Below are 13719 nucleotides of genomic sequence, written 5' to 3'. Positions count from 1 at the left end.
GGTTTGAACCCCATGACAAAACAGATTCGCCACCATGTGGCAGCCCTTTTCCTGCTTCTTCCCGTCGCCAGCGCCCTGATGGTCGTTCCAGGTACGGTCATGGCGCAGCCCGCCGCCCCTGAATTGCGATCACTGCAGGTAGCGACAGACGACGGTCTGCGGGCCGGCGCCGACCTGCAGTTCACGGTAGAAGGCACACCGCGGGGCAAGGTTCAGCTCCGTGTGGCTGGCGTGCCCCGCGCCATCGTGCTGCAGGAAACCGAACGGGGCGTGTACACGGGCAGCTACACAGTCCGCCGCCAGGACCGGCTCAACGAAGGCAGCGCCGTGCGCGCCACGCTGAAGGTGCGCAACCGCACCATCACCAGCAACTACACGCTTCCGGCCAACATTGGTGACCGGAACGTGGTGGCCGCACCGCCACCCGGACTGAAGATCGACCGTTTCTCGGTCGCCCCCATTGACAGGATGGAGCCCGGCGCGGAATTGCGCTTTACGCTGAACGGCGCGCCCGGAGGCCGGGCGGATTTCGACATTCCCGGTGTCATCGACAACGTGCCGATGCGCGAGGTATCGCCCGGCGTGTATGAGGGCGCGTACACCATCCGCCGCATGGACAACCTGGCGCCCTCGCGGCCCACGGTCGCCACCTTGCGTGTCGGGGACCGCACGGTTTCGTCAACCCTGACCCAGCCTTTGATCGCCGATGCCAAACCGCCGGTGATTCGCCACGTGTCGCCGCGCGACGGGGAAACGGTCCCGCGCAGTGCGGCCACTTCGGTGTCCGGCACGTTTGATGACGTCGGTGGTGTGGGTGTAGACCCCAAAAGCGTTCGCATCGTGATCGCGGGTCGCGATGTCACGTCCGCCTCGCAGGTCACGCCGCAGTTTTTCACCTACCGCGCTGACCTGCCCACCGGCCGGTATCCGGTCGAAGTGACCGCCCGGGACCTGGTGGGCAACGGCATGCGCCAGAACTGGACCTTCAACATCGCTTCGCAAGTGAACGCCGCGCCCACCACGGTGCAGCTGCAGGTGACCAGCCATGCCAACCATGCCACAGTGGACAGAGGCGCCGTGGTCGTGCGCGCCCGCACCGTGCCTGGCGCGGTGGTGGATGTCAAGGTGAATGCGGTCGGCACGCTCGTCGGTGCGTTTGGCCTGAATCAGGAATTGCTGTCGCAGCGTGTGCAGGCAGATGGCAACGGTGACTTCTCGTTCAGCTTCACATCGCAAATACCGCTACCCGGCACACGCTACGAAGTGACGATGAACGCCGAAAGGGGCGGCATGGCCCCGACAGAGACTCAGCTGGTGCTGTTCCAGAAATAAGGCGCTGCCGGCACCTCGGCGGTGACCCGAAATCGCCGACTACCCATGGACCCCTCGCGGGTCCATTTTTTTGGGCGGAGCCTTTGCGGCCTGCCACCCGGGCATGGGGGCGGCTGATAGCCCTGCCCTTCGGTCTTACGTGTTGATCACCGCCAAAGCCACTGCTCCAGTGGGCGCCACCCCTTTTGATAGAAATAGCCCCCTAGCGCTGACCATAAAGCGCTTTTAGCTATTACTTCAGTAGCATCTTTGAAATCCCGGTGACTGCCTCCCGCAGAAGCCGGAGGTAATGTACGACCCGGAGACTGCGCGGTGAAAGGAACACCCGCTGCAGCGTGCACATCCCCATCCACCTCACTGCACCCCCATGACCACCGCCCCACCCCGCCGCGATGACATCCACAGCTACGAGCCCCGCCTGGGCCACGGCCTGCCGCACGACCCGTTCAACGCCATCGTGGGGCCGCGCCCCATTGGCTGGATCTCCACGCAGAACGCAGCAGGTGCCACCAACCTGGCGCCCTACAGTTTTTTCAACGCCTTCAACTACGTGCCGCCCATCGTGGGCTTTGCCAGCATCGGCTTCAAAGACACGGTGCGCAACGTGCAGGAGACGGGCGAATTCGTGTGGAACCTGGCCACGCGCGATTTGGCCGACGTGATGAACCAAAGCTGCGCCGCTGTGCCGCCCGAGGTCAGCGAGTTCGCGCTGACGGGCCTCACCCCCCTTCCCTCCACTTTGGTCGCACCGCCGCGCGTGGCCGAAAGTCCGGTCACCTTTGAATGCCGCAGCACGCAGATCCTGCAGCTGCAGGGCGCGGACGGAATGCAGGTGGACACCTGGCTGGTGCTGGGCGAGGTGGTGGCCGTGCACATCGACAAGGCGCGGCTCAAGGACGGGGTGTACGACACGGCGAACGCAGGCCACATCCTGCGCGGCGGGGGCCCGGCCGATTACTTCACGGTGGGGCCGGAGCAGTTGTTCAGGATGTTCCGGCCCCGGTAGCGAGCGCCACGGCTCAGGCTGCCGCGCTGTTTTGCACCAGGTCCATCGCAAGCCGCCCGTGGCCCACGGACCAGTCGGAATAATCGTTTTCGTGCATGAAGATGAACACGTCGGCCGGGGCCACGCCCGCCATGGCCTGCAGGTTGCGCGCAATGGCAGCGTAGAGGGTGCGCTTCATCGCGTCGCTGCGCCCGCGCCGCAGCGTGATCTCGACCACCACCACGCGGTCGGAGCGCGCCACGCCGTTAAAGGTGGGGCTGCAGGCAAATTCGCCGGGGGCGTAGCCAGCCACCAGGTTGAACAGCTCGTCCGGCGGCATGCCGATGGCGCCCACCAGGGCCTGGTGAATGCCTTGCACGATGGCATCGCGCGTGGCGGCGGGGGTGTCCTGCGGAACGTTGGTGCGGATAAAGGGCATCAGTTTTCCTATGTTCATTCAAATCAAATAAAGACATTCAAACCAGTGCTTGCCAATTTGCAAGCATTTCAAGCATCTATCTCTTGAAATTCCATCTATTTTTGCTATCAATTTCTTGATTGAAAAGCGATGATTTGGCTGAATTTATGTGCTCTAAAATCACATAGATGAGCCACCGCCTGCCCCCACTGAGTGCCCTGCGCGCGTTCGAGGCCGCCGCCCGGCTGGGCCGCATGACGGCGGCCGCGGACGAGTTGGCAGTCACGCCCGGCGCCATCAGCCGCCAGGTGCGCCAGCTGGAGCAGCACCTGGGCGTGGCCCTGTTTGACGGCACCAAGGCCCGCCCTACCCTCACCCCGGCAGCGCATGTGCTGCAGCCGGTGCTGACCACCGCCTTTGCCCACATCGCCGATGCGGTGCGTGAGGTCAGCGACCCCAGCCGGGGGCCGCTGGACGTGGCCTGCTTCAGCACCTTCACCGTGAAGTGGCTGATCCCCCGGCTGTTCGACTTCCAGGCGCAGCACCCGGGCATCGAGGTGCGCCTGCGCACCACCGACGCAGGCACCGGTGCGGGCCGCATGCACGGCGACCTAGCCATCACTGCCGAAGAGGCCACCGGGGCGTGGGGTACCAGCAAGGAACAACGGTTGTTCCCCGAACACCTGGGCCCGGTGTTGAGCCCCGAACTGGCGCAACGGGTGGCGCTGCACCAGCCCGCCGATCTGGTCGACCCGGCCCTCGCTCCCTTGCGCCTGCACACCCGCACGCGGCGCAATGCCTGGGCCATGTGGGGGGCAGCGGCGGGCGCTACCGTGCCGCTGCCCACGCCTTCACAGGCGGGGCCCGAGTTCGAGCACTACTACTTCACGCTGGAGGCCGCCGTGCGCGGGCTGGGCATTGCCGTGGCCCCCTGGCATCTGGTGATGGACGACGTGTTGGCGGGGCGGCTGGTGGCCCCGCTGGGTTTTGTGGCCTCCGGCTATGACTACGTGGTGCGCCGCCGCACCAGCGGCCCCCTGCCCCGGCTGGATGTGTTCTGTGCCTGGCTGCAGGCGCAGGCCCTTGCCAATCCCGTCCCTCCCGGGCCGCAAGGGCCACCGTCGGGCTGAGGGTCCTTTTTTTACCGCATCGGCAGCAGCGGAGCTGTCTGCGGTGCGATCCTGGCTCAGGGAACGCCCACTGATGGCAACAGCATCAGGGGCCGGTCCAGCAGTGGCGCGCACAGCCCTGAGGCCGGGTTGCGCGCCCATTGCTCGATCCAGGCCCAGACCAGCTGCACGCCGTCTGTGAGCGGCCCCGCACCGCGCTGCAAGCCGTGGTTGGCGCCGTCCAGGCGGCGCGCGCAATAGGGCACGGTGCGCAAGGAGGCCAGCTCTGCAAAACGCTCGTAGGCCGCAAGGGGCACCAGCGCATCGTCGCCACCCCACACCTGCAGCAACGGCCAGGGGCTTCGCACCAGCGGCAGGGTCAAGGACCAGTTCCACAGGTCGCGCCAGTAGCCCAGGCTGCGGCCCTGCGCTACGGCGCTGTCGGGGCGGCGTCCAGCCACCATGCGGCCCAGTTCCTCCCAGTCGGCTTGCGCCCCCAGGCGCTGGGCTTGCAGGGCTCCCGCCTCCTGCGGATCAAGGCCACTGGAAGCCAGCACCACCAGGCCCGCGAGTTGCGGAACCTCGGGTGCCAGGGCGGGCAGCAGTTCGGCGCCTTCGGAGATGCCCACCAGCAGTTGCGGCAGCGCGGGTGCGCCTTCGCGCGCGCGTTGCTGCGCATCGGCCACCAACGCCGCACGGGCGTGGGCCAGCCAGCTGGAGAGGCGGTCTTGCTGCACGAAATCGCGTGCGCAGTCTGCAGGCGCCGTGCGCGCCTGCGGGTCCACGCCGGGCTTGTGCAACACCAGCACCTGGGCATGCAGCAGGCCGGCAAAGTAGCGGTCGGCAATCGGCCCCATGCCTGCGCAGCCGGAGCCGGGGATGACGATCACGCGGTAGCGCAGCGAGGCGGTGCGCTCGCTGCGCGTAAGGGCCAGGAGCGTGGCGCCATCAGCGCCTGGCAAGGGCCGCAGTACAAAGCGCTCCGCAGGGGGTGGCGTCTGGGTGGCTGCAGGAGCCTCCTGTGCATTGGCCTGTGCAGGCGCCGTGGGCGTCTCTGTGGAAGCCTCTGGCCCGTACACATTCACCAGCGATTCAGACGCTGCCGCCGCATAGAACGGCGGGGGCGAGGCGCAGCCACCCAGCACCACGGCAATGGCCGTGGCGACGAAAAACGCCAGCACCGGGTTGGCCAAGGGCCGCAAAGGTGCAGTAGAAGCAGAAAGGTGTTTTACGTTGAGCACAGGCCACAGTCTGGCATGACTGCGACCACCCCGGGCGCTGCACCTGCTACGGGTGGCCGCCCAGCGCGAGATGCCGAGCAAGGGGCTGCAGCCCCCGGCGGTCGGCACCGAGTGGCAGCGCCTCACGGGGTTGCCACCCCTGCTACTTCAAGATGATGACCTGCTCAGGCTGCTGGGGCTGCGGCATGGGCATGGGCTGGCCGCCCTGTTGGTAGACCACGGGCGGGCGCACGCCGCGCGACAGGTTGGCGTCGGTGTAGCCCAGCTGCATGGCGAGCTGCTGGTACACGTCCTGCGCCAGCGACAGCGAGGTTTCGCGCATCACCTTGGCGCGGTTGGGGGGGGCGATGTCGCCACGGATCGACAAAATCTTGGTGTCGTTGCCTTCGCCCTGGGCAGAGAACGCGGCCTTGATCTCGTAGGTCTTGGTGTTGATGAGCGAGAAGTCGGCCAGAAGCTGCAGGCCGTACTGGCGCGTGGCGCTGGTGGTGCCTTGCAGGGGCGAGAGCGCGTCGGTGAAGTCGATGCTGGAGACCACGCCGAACAGCACGTAGTCGGCGCCGTTGAACTCGCCCTTCTTGATGCGGCTGATCACGTCGTTGACCTGGGGCTGAACCTGCGGCGTGGCCATCTTGCCGCCCTGCACCTGGTTGAGCACCTGCTCGGCCTTGCTCGGCTGGGGCTTGCCTGCGTCAAAGCCCTTGCCCTGGATCAGACGGAAGTACGTGCCCTGCAGGATGGCGCCCTTGATGTCGTTGGTGTAGCCGCCCAGCTCGCGCTGCTCGATGTAGCTGTAGCGCCCGGCCACGTAGGTGCCGCTGGCCTGCTCGGACGCCTGCATCGAGTGGCTGCCCGAGTGCGAGCCGCCACCGCCATAGGGGCCGTGGCTGTAGCCACCGCTGTGGCTGCCGCCTGCGCTCATCTGGCTGCTGCGCTGGTAGGTGCCGGCCACAAAGTATTCGGACACGCGCTGGGCATAGGCCAGGTCGGTCACGGCGATCTTGGGCGCCGCGCCGGGCTGCTGCGCCTGGGCGCCCGTGCCCCAGGCCATGGTGGTGGCGGCGATCACGGCCAGGGCCGTGTGCAAAGTGGTTCTGCGTTGCATGGTGTGCTCCTTGTGAGCTAACGGAAAGTCATGAATTCATCGAGCGATGTGGCCTCAGCGCCGACATCCTTCGAAACTGGCGCGGCCCAGGCCAGCGGCCGCCGCGCAAGGGCCGCCCCGCCGCGCTGGCGGCGTCCCCCTTCCCGCGCGCAGCGCGAGAGAAAGGGGGAAGCGGCGCAGCCGCTCAGGGGGTTACCTCTTACTCGTCTTCCGGATTTCCTTTTCGTCCTGCCACTCGATCGTGCCTTCCTGCACATCAAACAGCTTGAGCGTGAACTTGTAGTACACGTCCTTGGTCGCGTTGTTCTGCTTGACGATGCTGGTCAGCTCGCCTTCCATGCTGTACTTGGCGGCCGTCATCTGGCCGACCTTGGCGGTGGTGCCTTGCTTGTACAGGCCGCTCTGGTTCTGGCGCTGCAGCTCGTCCACACCGGCCTGCATCTCATTGATGGAGCGCACGAAACGCACCTTGCCCGACTTGACCAGCGAGGTCTGGATCGAGTTCATCACGTTGGTGGTGTCGATGTATTCGCTGGTCTTGTTCTTCACGGTGGAGATCGTCACCGTGGGGCGGCCCTGGAAGATGCCGGTTTCGAGCAAACCGCCGGTCATCTTCTCGGCAATCATCTGCAGGTCGGTGGAGCCGAATTCGTTGGTCACCAGCTCGACGGCCTTGGCATCGCCGTAGTTGACCTGGCGGTCAAAACGCACGGTGGGCGAGGACAGGTTCTGGCAGGCCGACAGGGCCAGGGTGCTGGCCGCAAAGGCCAGGACCAGCGCGCTGCGCCGGAGGGTATTGGTGCTCATGGTGTTGGTTTCCTCTTAGTAATACGTTGCGCTTCTTTCGACCTGGGCCGCTTGAGACCGGCGCTCCCTGTGCGCGGGCAGCCGCGCAAGGGCCGCCCCGCCGCGCTGGCTGCGTCCCCCTCCCACGCGAAGCGTGAGAGAGGGGGAAGGCGCGCAGCGACTCAGGGGGAGCTTCATTTCAGCGCGGCTCCACATTCATTTCCAGGCGCAGATCGACAGCCGCAGAGGTGGGCGCCACGCTCTTGACTGTCTGCTGGCCCAGGCCGAGCACGCTCATCTGCTTCCAGGATTCGCCATCGCCCACCTGGTTGCCCACGTTGTCCAGCCACTTGAAGCGGTAGAACACGGTGCGGTCGGTGCGGCCCATGTTGGCCATGTCGGCCTGCACCACCAGGATGTCGTTCTTGCGCACGATGCGCATCTCGCGCACGGCGATGCTATTGGCTTCGCCACGCAGGGCGACCTTGGACGCCACGGCCAGCGGGGTGGCCGGGTCGTGCAGCTGGGCGCGGGCAGCGGTGGCCAGGGTCATCGCGAGGACCGCGCACGCAACTGCGGGTGCGGCGGCAGCAAGGGCAAAACGGGTTCTCATGCCAGAGGCTCCTTGAAAATGGGACATGTTCGGTTTCAGTTCTTGGCGGCAGGCGTGGCCGAGGTGGACTTGACCGCCGACTTGGGCACCGAGCGCGTGCGGGTGGTGGTGGTGGTCGTCGTGCGCACGGTGGTGGCAGGCTCTGCGGCGGGCTGCGGTGCCGCCGCCACGGTGGGCAGCTGCCCCAGCATGGCCACGTCGCCGGTCAGCACGCTGTTTTCATACATGCGCAGGGGCACCAGGGCGTACTGGCCGTCGATCTTGATGGGCTGGGGCAGCTGACGGCCGTTCACGCTCACCACATGCTCGCCGGGCGGCAGGTAGCCACGGGCCACATACACGCGGCCGGGCAGCATGCGCCACATGCGGTCGTCGGCCTGCTCGGTGGCCACCGAGGCGGCCGCGCCGATGATGCCGCCGATGAGGCCGCCGCGCTTTTGCAGTTCGTTCTGCAGCACGCCCTTGGCCACGGCGCGGGTGAAGCCACGCAGCACCATGCCGGGCATTTCGTCCTTGAGCGCGCGGCGCGCCATCACGTTCACGTCCACCACTTTTTCCAGCTTGAGGTCGGTGCCAGCAGCGGAAATGGTGGTCAGCAATGGATCGGAAGACGGCTCGATCACGGGGTAGGAGATGCTGGCCGTGACCAGACCACGGCCCGTGGGCACGGGAATGGTGAAGGCCTTGGGCTTGCGCGCCGGGGCGTCACCGGCTTCGACGATGAAGAGCACGTCGGTCATGCGCTGGCGGCGCTTCCAGGTGAAGCCGGTGCGGTTGTCCAGGCCACGCAGGCCTTCTTCCAGCACGGGGGTATCAGGCTTGAGCTCGATGGCCTTGCGGTAGCCAGGCGCTGCCAGGCCGGGCTCGTTGAGCATTTCGTAGAGGAAGCCTGCCAGGTAGTGGCTCAGAGCGTTGGAATAGCCGTTCTTGAGGGCCAGCACCTCGGGGTCGTTGAGCGTCTCGACGGGGTAGCCGTTGAGTTCCTTGCCGCCAGAGGTGGCGCCCTTGGACTTTGCTTCTTCTTCAGCGGCCAGGGTTTCCTTGGCGCGGAACTCGGCAATGATGGCTTCGCGCTCGTGGGTGCGCTTGATGTCCACACGGGCGTTTTCAAAGTCGCCCACGGCCATGCGGTTGAGCGCCAGGCGCGTAGTCACCCACACCTTTTCATAGTCCTGGCCCTCGTAGACCTTCAGGCGTTCGCTGATCAGCGCAGCGCCCACGGTGCCCATGAGTTTGCTCGGGTTGGTCTTGGCGGTTTCTTCCCATTCCTTGACCTTGTTGTCGGCCAGCAGGAAGGCGTTGGTGCTGTCGGGGTAGCGGCGGTCCATGCGCAGCAGCTCGCCGCGTTCCATGTTGTAGAGCAGCGCGGTTTTTTCTTCTTCGGTCTTGGCCGTGCTTTCGAGCTGGGCGATGGCTGCGGGAATGCCGCCGCTGCGGCCGGCGTTCTGCATGTCGGTCGCCAGCTTGTCATGGCTCTGCATGGTGGCGCAGCCCGTGAGGGCGGCGCTCAGGGCCAGCACCCACAGAAGGCGCGGGCGGAAACGGGATGGATGGGCGGTCATGAATGCTCCTTGCAGATCGGTCGGTGGTGCACCAGAAAACCCCGGCCATGTCCACGCGCAAGACGGCACCGCACTACAGGCACACCCGTCAGAGTGGTGCGCCGTAGAGGCTGGTGGGGCCTGCAGGATGGGAGGTCCGGACAAGGAAGGTGCTGGCGGCCGGTGCGCCCCCTCCCGGCGCGTTCACGTGCTGCTGGCAGCCCCCTCTGGCTGTGAGTTTCTTGGTAGTTTTGTATGGGGTTGTAGCCAGGGACGCAATGTAGCAAAAGCTTGTATCTTTTCTGTAACCGTGGCGAACGGCTCAAATCGCAATCCAACAGTGCCATTTCATGCCTCGACGCGGTTCAGGGGCATGCGGTACAGCCACACCACGCGGCCACCGGGCGCACGCAGCTGTGCACAGGGCAGAACGCCGGGTACCGCAAATTCCAGGCTCACCAGCCATGCCCCGGTTGCCAGCTCGGCCTGGGCCTTGGCGGCGGCGCGGGCCATGCTTTCGGGCCGTTGGAACAGATAGACCATGCGGTAGGGGCTCCAGTCCTCGGCCCACATGTCGGCGCGCCGCACCTGGGCCCAGGGGCACCGCAGGGCGCACAGCAGGCGCAGGGGCCAGCTCCATTCGATGCCCTCCAGCTGTGCGGCCGGGTAGGCATGGCGCAGCGCCTTGAGGCCATCGCCCACGCCGCTGCCCGCATCCAGCACGCGGGCACCCAGCGGCAGCGGGGCCTGCGAGGCCAGCGACTGCAGCGCATGGTGGGGCGTGGGAAACAGCGGCGCATCGCGCCAGGCGTTCAGGGGGTAGACCAGCAGCAGCAGCGCCAGCGGCACCAGCCAGGCCCAGGTGGGCAGGCTGGCCGCGCCCAGCAGCGCCAGCGACAGCGGAAAGCCCGCCGCAATCAGCCCGCGCCTCCACCAGCTATCGCCCAGGACACTGGCCGCCGTCCCCAGCAGGCAGGCGACCAGCAAGGCAGCCACGGGCGGAACCGCACGCTGGAGCGCCACAAAAATCAGCCACGCGCACGCCCACGCGACCAGCGCGGGCAGGGGCCAGGGCATGCGCAGGGCCAACATGGGTTCTTAACGGCCCAAAATGCCGCGCAGCAGGTTGACGGGGTTCACCACGTTGCCCGCATTGCCGGATTCCGCACCGCCGTCGCCAGCGGGCTGCTGGCCGGTCGGCGCACCGCCCATGCCGCTCGAATAGGCACCGCCCGAAGCGGCCGGCGGAGCAGCCCCCATGCCCCCGCGCCGCCCCTGCATCTCCTCGCCCAGCATGGCCATGGTGTGTGATTTCACACGCACGCGCACGGCCCACTCGGGCTCCCACGCGGCCTTGGGGTCCGCCGGGCGCGGGGGGTGCACGATGTGGCTTTCGCCGCCATAGGCCATCATGCGCAGCATGGGCGTGGCGTCACGCCCGCCGCCCGCAAAGATGCCCTGCGGAATGGCGCACTGCGTGGTTTCGGGCTGCAGCAGCACACGCTCCTTGAGCCAGCGGTCGATGGTGGCGGGCGACAGGTAGTCGAACAGGCCCATGCCCGTGTCGGGCGTCTCGGCGCTGGACCACATGATGAGGTCGTCCCCGCTCTGCGACATGGCGTGCAGGTAGTAGGCGCGCGCATTGCGCACGGGCTGCCAGCTGGTGCCCATGCTGTCCTGCGGCTTGCCGGTGGTGCGCAGGTCGATGGCGGGCATGAGGTCTTGTGCCGCACCCAGCGTGAACTTCATGGAGGCAGGCACGCCGTCGCCGCGCACCTGGTGTTCGCCCACCAGCGAGCTGTCCCGTGACAGGCTCATCTGGTTGCGTTCGTTGGGGTACAGCGCATAGGCCGGGCCCACGCGCGGCCCCCGGTCGGGCACGGCGCGGCCGGCAAACGCCTGTGCGTAGTCGGTCGGCTTGGCGCGCGCCAGATCGATGACGCGCGGCTGGCCCGCACGCACCGAGGCGCCGCAGCCCCAGTACAGCAGGATGCGGCCCTTGGGCTGGTGCTGCTGGTATTCCTGCGGCACCTCGCCCGGCTCGGTCTGGGTGGGCTGGGCACGGGGTGGGATCAGCGGAAGGGATTCGCCCATGCGCATGCCAGGTGGTATGGCCTGGCTGGCTTCGACGCCGGGGCGCAGGGTGTTGTGCAAGGCGATGTCGATGACACGCGGCGGCATGATGGACATGGCGCGGGCGTGGCCATAGGACGTGTTACCACCACCCGCCCTGCCCTGCGCGCCACCGCCCATCCCCCCCATCAGGCCGCCGAGCATGCCGCCGCCACCGGGCAGGCTGTCCATCTCAGGCATGCCCGCCATGGTGCCGGTGGAGACATCCATCCACAGCTGGACTTTGGGGGCTTTGGTGGTTTGGGCCTGGGCGCCCAAGCTGGCGATGCACAGGCCAATGGCCAGGCAGGCGGGGGTCAGGACGAAGCGCAAAGAGGTCATGGGGGTCTGCTCCAGGAGATACATGGATCACCCGGCAAACCATCGTGGGCCACAGGGCGGCACCTTCGCCGCCCTGTGAAGAGGCCTTGCGGTCAACCCGGGTGTGTTGAACGCAGCGCAGTGTAGGCCCCGCACAGACGCATTTTGCCTGCGCAAGTTACCTGTGGAAACCGTTTGTGTGCGCTATTTCACGCATGTTTGCGCGGCGACAGCGCCGCGCCCCGGACCAGCGGTCGATCAGCCGCGCAGGCGGTCGATCAAGCCATTCAAAGCTTCGAGCGAGCCGAACTGAATCGCCAACTCGCCCATGTCCTCCACCCGGCCATGGCGTTTCACACGCTTTTTCACGCGCACCTCGACCTCGGCCATGAGCAGGTCTGAGAGCTCTTCTTCCACGCGCTTCATGTCGCGCGACTTTTCCTTCTGGGGCTTTTGCGGCACCAAGCTGAACTCGGCACCGATCTTCTTGACCAGCGCTTCGGCCTCGCGCACCGACAGCTTCTTGGCCGCAATCTGGTTGCCCGCCGTGATCTGCGCAGCGCGGTCCAGCGACAGCAGCGCGCGCGCATGGCCCATGTCGATGTCGCCGGCCATCAGCATGGTCTGCACGGGCTCGGCCAGGTTCAACAGGCGCAGCAGGTTGCTGGCCGCGCTGCGCGAGCGGCCCACGGCCTGCGCGGCCAGTTCGTGCGTGAGGCCAAACTCCTTGACCAAGCGCTGCAGGCCATGGGCTTCTTCCAGCGGGTTGAGGTCTTCGCGCTGGATGTTCTCGATGAGCGCCATGGCGGCCGCCGACTCGTCGGGCACGTCGCGCACCAGCACCGGCACCTCGGCCAAGCCCGCCAGGCGCGAGGCGCGGAACCGCCGCTCGCCCGCGATGATTTCGTACTTGCCCGCGTTGTCGCCACCCGTGAGGCGCCGCACCAGGATGGGCTGCATGATGCCCTGGGCCTTGATGGATTCGGCCAGCTCGTACAGCGCACCCTCGTCCATGCGCGTGCGGGGCTGGTACACGCCGGGCACCAGCTCGGACAGCGGCAGGCTGCTGGGCAGCCCGGCTTCGGCCGCCTGGGCCTGCTCCACTTTTTCTTCGACCTTGGGGCCCAGCAGGGCTTCCAGGCCTCGGCCGAGGCCCTTGGGTTTTTTGGTGACCATGAAATGCTTCTCGCGAAAAGGAATGGGGGAAAGATTCTTCAGCGGTCGATGATGACCAGCGTGCCATGGCTGCCGGGCGCGACGGCGTGGGGCACCCCCGCGGGCACGATGAACACCTCGCCCGCATTCACCTCGGTGACCTGCCCCTGCAGGTCCAGGCGCATGCAGCCGTCGAGCACCAGCAGCGCCTCGTCAAAGTCGTGCGACTCGTCGGGGTAGGCGGCATCGTCCATGCGCAGCACCTTGAGATTGGCGCCTGCCGCCTGGCCCACGACCGTGGAGTTCCAGGCGCGGGGCAGTTGGTCGGCGATGGCGGACAGGTTGATTTTGGTCATGGATCGGATCACTGAGAAATTTGGTAGCTGACGGCTACACGGCGCACCACGCGCCACAAGGCCCAGCGGCTCATGCCGGGTTGGCCAGCTGCATCAGCCAGCCGTGCCCCTCGTCCCAATCGCCCAGGCCCGATTCGGCATTGATGTGGCCGCGCTCGCCGTAGTCGATGAAGCGAGCGCCCCAAGCCTGCGCCAAACCCTCAGCGCGCTCCAGGCTGCAATACGGATCGTTGCGGCTGCCCACCAGCACGGCAGGGAACGGCAGGGGCTTGCGTGCAATGGGCGCCCAGCCGTGGATCTGCGCGGCCAGATCGGGCCGCTCCACATCGCCCGGTGCCACCAGCAACGCACCCAATACGCGGTGCGCGTTGGCCGAATGCGCAGCCCACCACGCGGTGAGAACGCAGCCCAGGCTGTGCGCCACCAGCACCACGGGGCCGTCGGCATCGACCACGGTCTCTTCCAGGCGCGCCGACCAGTCACCGCGCAGCGGACGCATCCAGTCGTGCTGCTCCACGCGCTGGTAGCCGTGCACAGCCTCCCAGCGGCTTTGCCAGTGGTCGGGGCCAGAGTTCTGCCAGCCGGGCAGCAACAGGATGTTGGACGCCTTCATTACTATCAATTTAATAGCTGTTAGCGCTTTTC

14 protein-coding genes are annotated in these 13719 nt (G+C 66.8%); 3 read left to right on the top strand and 11 right to left on the bottom strand.

From position 1 onward, the window contains the following. Window positions 1–12: 12 nt before the first annotated feature. Complete coding sequence (locus KW832_RS19980; protein WP_218301378.1) at window positions 13–1332, top strand: hypothetical protein; 1320 nt, start codon at window positions 13–15, stop codon at window positions 1330–1332. 367 nt (window positions 1333–1699) lie between these two features. Further along, a complete protein-coding gene (locus KW832_RS19975) occupies window positions 1700–2338 on the top strand; it encodes a flavin reductase family protein (protein WP_218301379.1) in 639 nt (212 codons plus the stop codon). Window positions 2339–2351: 13 nt separating this feature from the next. On the opposite strand, the gene KW832_RS19970 is transcribed toward KW832_RS19975, so the two are convergent. After that, window positions 2352–2756 (bottom strand): tautomerase family protein, encoded by a 405-nt coding sequence (locus KW832_RS19970; RefSeq protein ID WP_218301380.1) that lies wholly within the window; start codon window positions 2754–2756, stop codon window positions 2352–2354. A gap of 167 nt (window positions 2757–2923) precedes the next feature. Here KW832_RS19970 and KW832_RS19965 point away from each other — a divergent pair, with 167 nt between their 5' ends. Beyond that, complete coding sequence (locus KW832_RS19965) at window positions 2924–3865, top strand: LysR substrate-binding domain-containing protein (protein WP_218301381.1); 942 nt, start codon at window positions 2924–2926, stop codon at window positions 3863–3865. A 56-nt stretch (window positions 3866–3921) separates the two neighbouring features. Here the strand turns inward: KW832_RS19965 and KW832_RS19960 are convergent, their stop codons facing one another. From KW832_RS19960 to KW832_RS19915, 10 genes are all read right to left on the bottom strand, one after another. After that, a complete protein-coding gene (locus tag KW832_RS19960; RefSeq protein ID WP_370628765.1) occupies window positions 3922–5037 on the bottom strand; it encodes an alpha/beta hydrolase in 1116 nt (371 codons plus the stop codon). 190 nt (window positions 5038–5227) lie between these two features. Continuing rightward, window positions 5228–6190 (bottom strand): hypothetical protein, encoded by a 963-nt coding sequence (locus tag KW832_RS19955; RefSeq protein WP_218301383.1) that lies wholly within the window; start codon window positions 6188–6190, stop codon window positions 5228–5230. A gap of 192 nt (window positions 6191–6382) precedes the next feature. Beyond that, on the bottom strand, window positions 6383–6997 hold the full coding sequence (lpoB, locus tag KW832_RS19950) for a penicillin-binding protein activator LpoB (RefSeq protein ID WP_218301384.1): 615 nt from the start codon (window positions 6995–6997) through the stop codon (window positions 6383–6385). Window positions 6998–7175: 178 nt separating this feature from the next. Continuing rightward, window positions 7176–7589, bottom strand: a complete 414-nt coding sequence (locus KW832_RS19945) for a YcfL family protein (protein ID WP_055395763.1) — start codon at window positions 7587–7589, stop codon at window positions 7176–7178. Between the two features lie 35 nt (window positions 7590–7624). Continuing rightward, window positions 7625–9151: a COG3014 family protein gene (locus KW832_RS19940; protein WP_218301385.1), complete on the bottom strand. Its 1527-nt coding sequence runs from the start codon at window positions 9149–9151 to the stop codon at window positions 7625–7627. A 327-nt stretch (window positions 9152–9478) separates the two neighbouring features. Then, a complete protein-coding gene (locus tag KW832_RS19935; RefSeq protein ID WP_055395759.1) occupies window positions 9479–10222 on the bottom strand; it encodes a hypothetical protein in 744 nt (247 codons plus the stop codon). Window positions 10223–10228: 6 nt separating this feature from the next. Continuing rightward, a complete protein-coding gene (locus tag KW832_RS19930) occupies window positions 10229–11584 on the bottom strand; it encodes a hypothetical protein (RefSeq protein WP_218301386.1) in 1356 nt (451 codons plus the stop codon). A 237-nt stretch (window positions 11585–11821) separates the two neighbouring features. After that, entirely contained in the window at window positions 11822–12739 is a 918-nt protein-coding gene (locus KW832_RS19925; RefSeq protein ID WP_055402181.1) for a ParB/RepB/Spo0J family partition protein, read from the bottom strand. 38 nt (window positions 12740–12777) lie between these two features. Next, the gene (locus KW832_RS19920) at window positions 12778–13074 is read right to left on the bottom strand and encodes a cupin domain-containing protein (RefSeq protein WP_010465108.1); all 297 of its coding nucleotides are present in this window, start codon (window positions 13072–13074) and stop codon (window positions 12778–12780) included. Between the two features lie 70 nt (window positions 13075–13144). Continuing rightward, window positions 13145–13687, bottom strand: coding sequence for an alpha/beta hydrolase (locus KW832_RS19915; RefSeq protein WP_218301387.1), 543 nt, complete (start codon window positions 13685–13687; stop codon window positions 13145–13147). Window positions 13688–13719 lie beyond the last annotated feature (32 nt).

It is taken from the genome of Acidovorax sp. sif0632 (genome assembly GCF_019218805.1).
Taxonomy (GTDB): Bacteria; Pseudomonadota; Gammaproteobacteria; order Burkholderiales; family Burkholderiaceae_C; genus Acidovorax; species Acidovorax facilis.
The sequence above is the reverse complement of the archived record's forward strand: the minus strand, read 5'-3'. Positions and strand labels throughout refer to the sequence as shown.

Excerpts from the sequence above, each read along its gene's own strand:
- KW832_RS19980 (WP_218301378.1), top strand. The coding sequence starts at position 13 with ATGACAAAACAGATTCGCCACCATGTGGCAGCCCTTTTCCTGCTTCTT.
- KW832_RS19970 (WP_218301380.1), bottom strand. The coding sequence starts at position 2,756 with ATGCCCTTTATCCGCACCAACGTTCCGCAGGACACCCCCGCCGCCACG.
- KW832_RS19925 (WP_055402181.1), bottom strand. The coding sequence starts at position 12,739 with ATGGTCACCAAAAAACCCAAGGGCCTCGGCCGAGGCCTGGAAGCCCTG.
- KW832_RS19915 (WP_218301387.1), bottom strand. The coding sequence starts at position 13,687 with ATGAAGGCGTCCAACATCCTGTTGCTGCCCGGCTGGCAGAACTCTGGC.
- lpoB (WP_218301384.1), bottom strand. The coding sequence starts at position 6,997 with ATGAGCACCAATACCCTCCGGCGCAGCGCGCTGGTCCTGGCCTTTGCG.
- KW832_RS19955 (WP_218301383.1), bottom strand. The coding sequence starts at position 6,190 with ATGCAACGCAGAACCACTTTGCACACGGCCCTGGCCGTGATCGCCGCC.
- KW832_RS19975 (WP_218301379.1), top strand. The coding sequence starts at position 1,700 with ATGACCACCGCCCCACCCCGCCGCGATGACATCCACAGCTACGAGCCC.
- KW832_RS19940 (WP_218301385.1), bottom strand. The coding sequence starts at position 9,151 with ATGACCGCCCATCCATCCCGTTTCCGCCCGCGCCTTCTGTGGGTGCTG.
- KW832_RS19930 (WP_218301386.1), bottom strand. The coding sequence starts at position 11,584 with ATGACCTCTTTGCGCTTCGTCCTGACCCCCGCCTGCCTGGCCATTGGC.
- KW832_RS19945 (WP_055395763.1), bottom strand. The coding sequence starts at position 7,589 with ATGAGAACCCGTTTTGCCCTTGCTGCCGCCGCACCCGCAGTTGCGTGC.
- KW832_RS19920 (WP_010465108.1), bottom strand. The coding sequence starts at position 13,074 with ATGACCAAAATCAACCTGTCCGCCATCGCCGACCAACTGCCCCGCGCC.
- KW832_RS19935 (WP_055395759.1), bottom strand. The coding sequence starts at position 10,222 with ATGTTGGCCCTGCGCATGCCCTGGCCCCTGCCCGCGCTGGTCGCGTGG.
- KW832_RS19965 (WP_218301381.1), top strand. The coding sequence starts at position 2,924 with ATGAGCCACCGCCTGCCCCCACTGAGTGCCCTGCGCGCGTTCGAGGCC.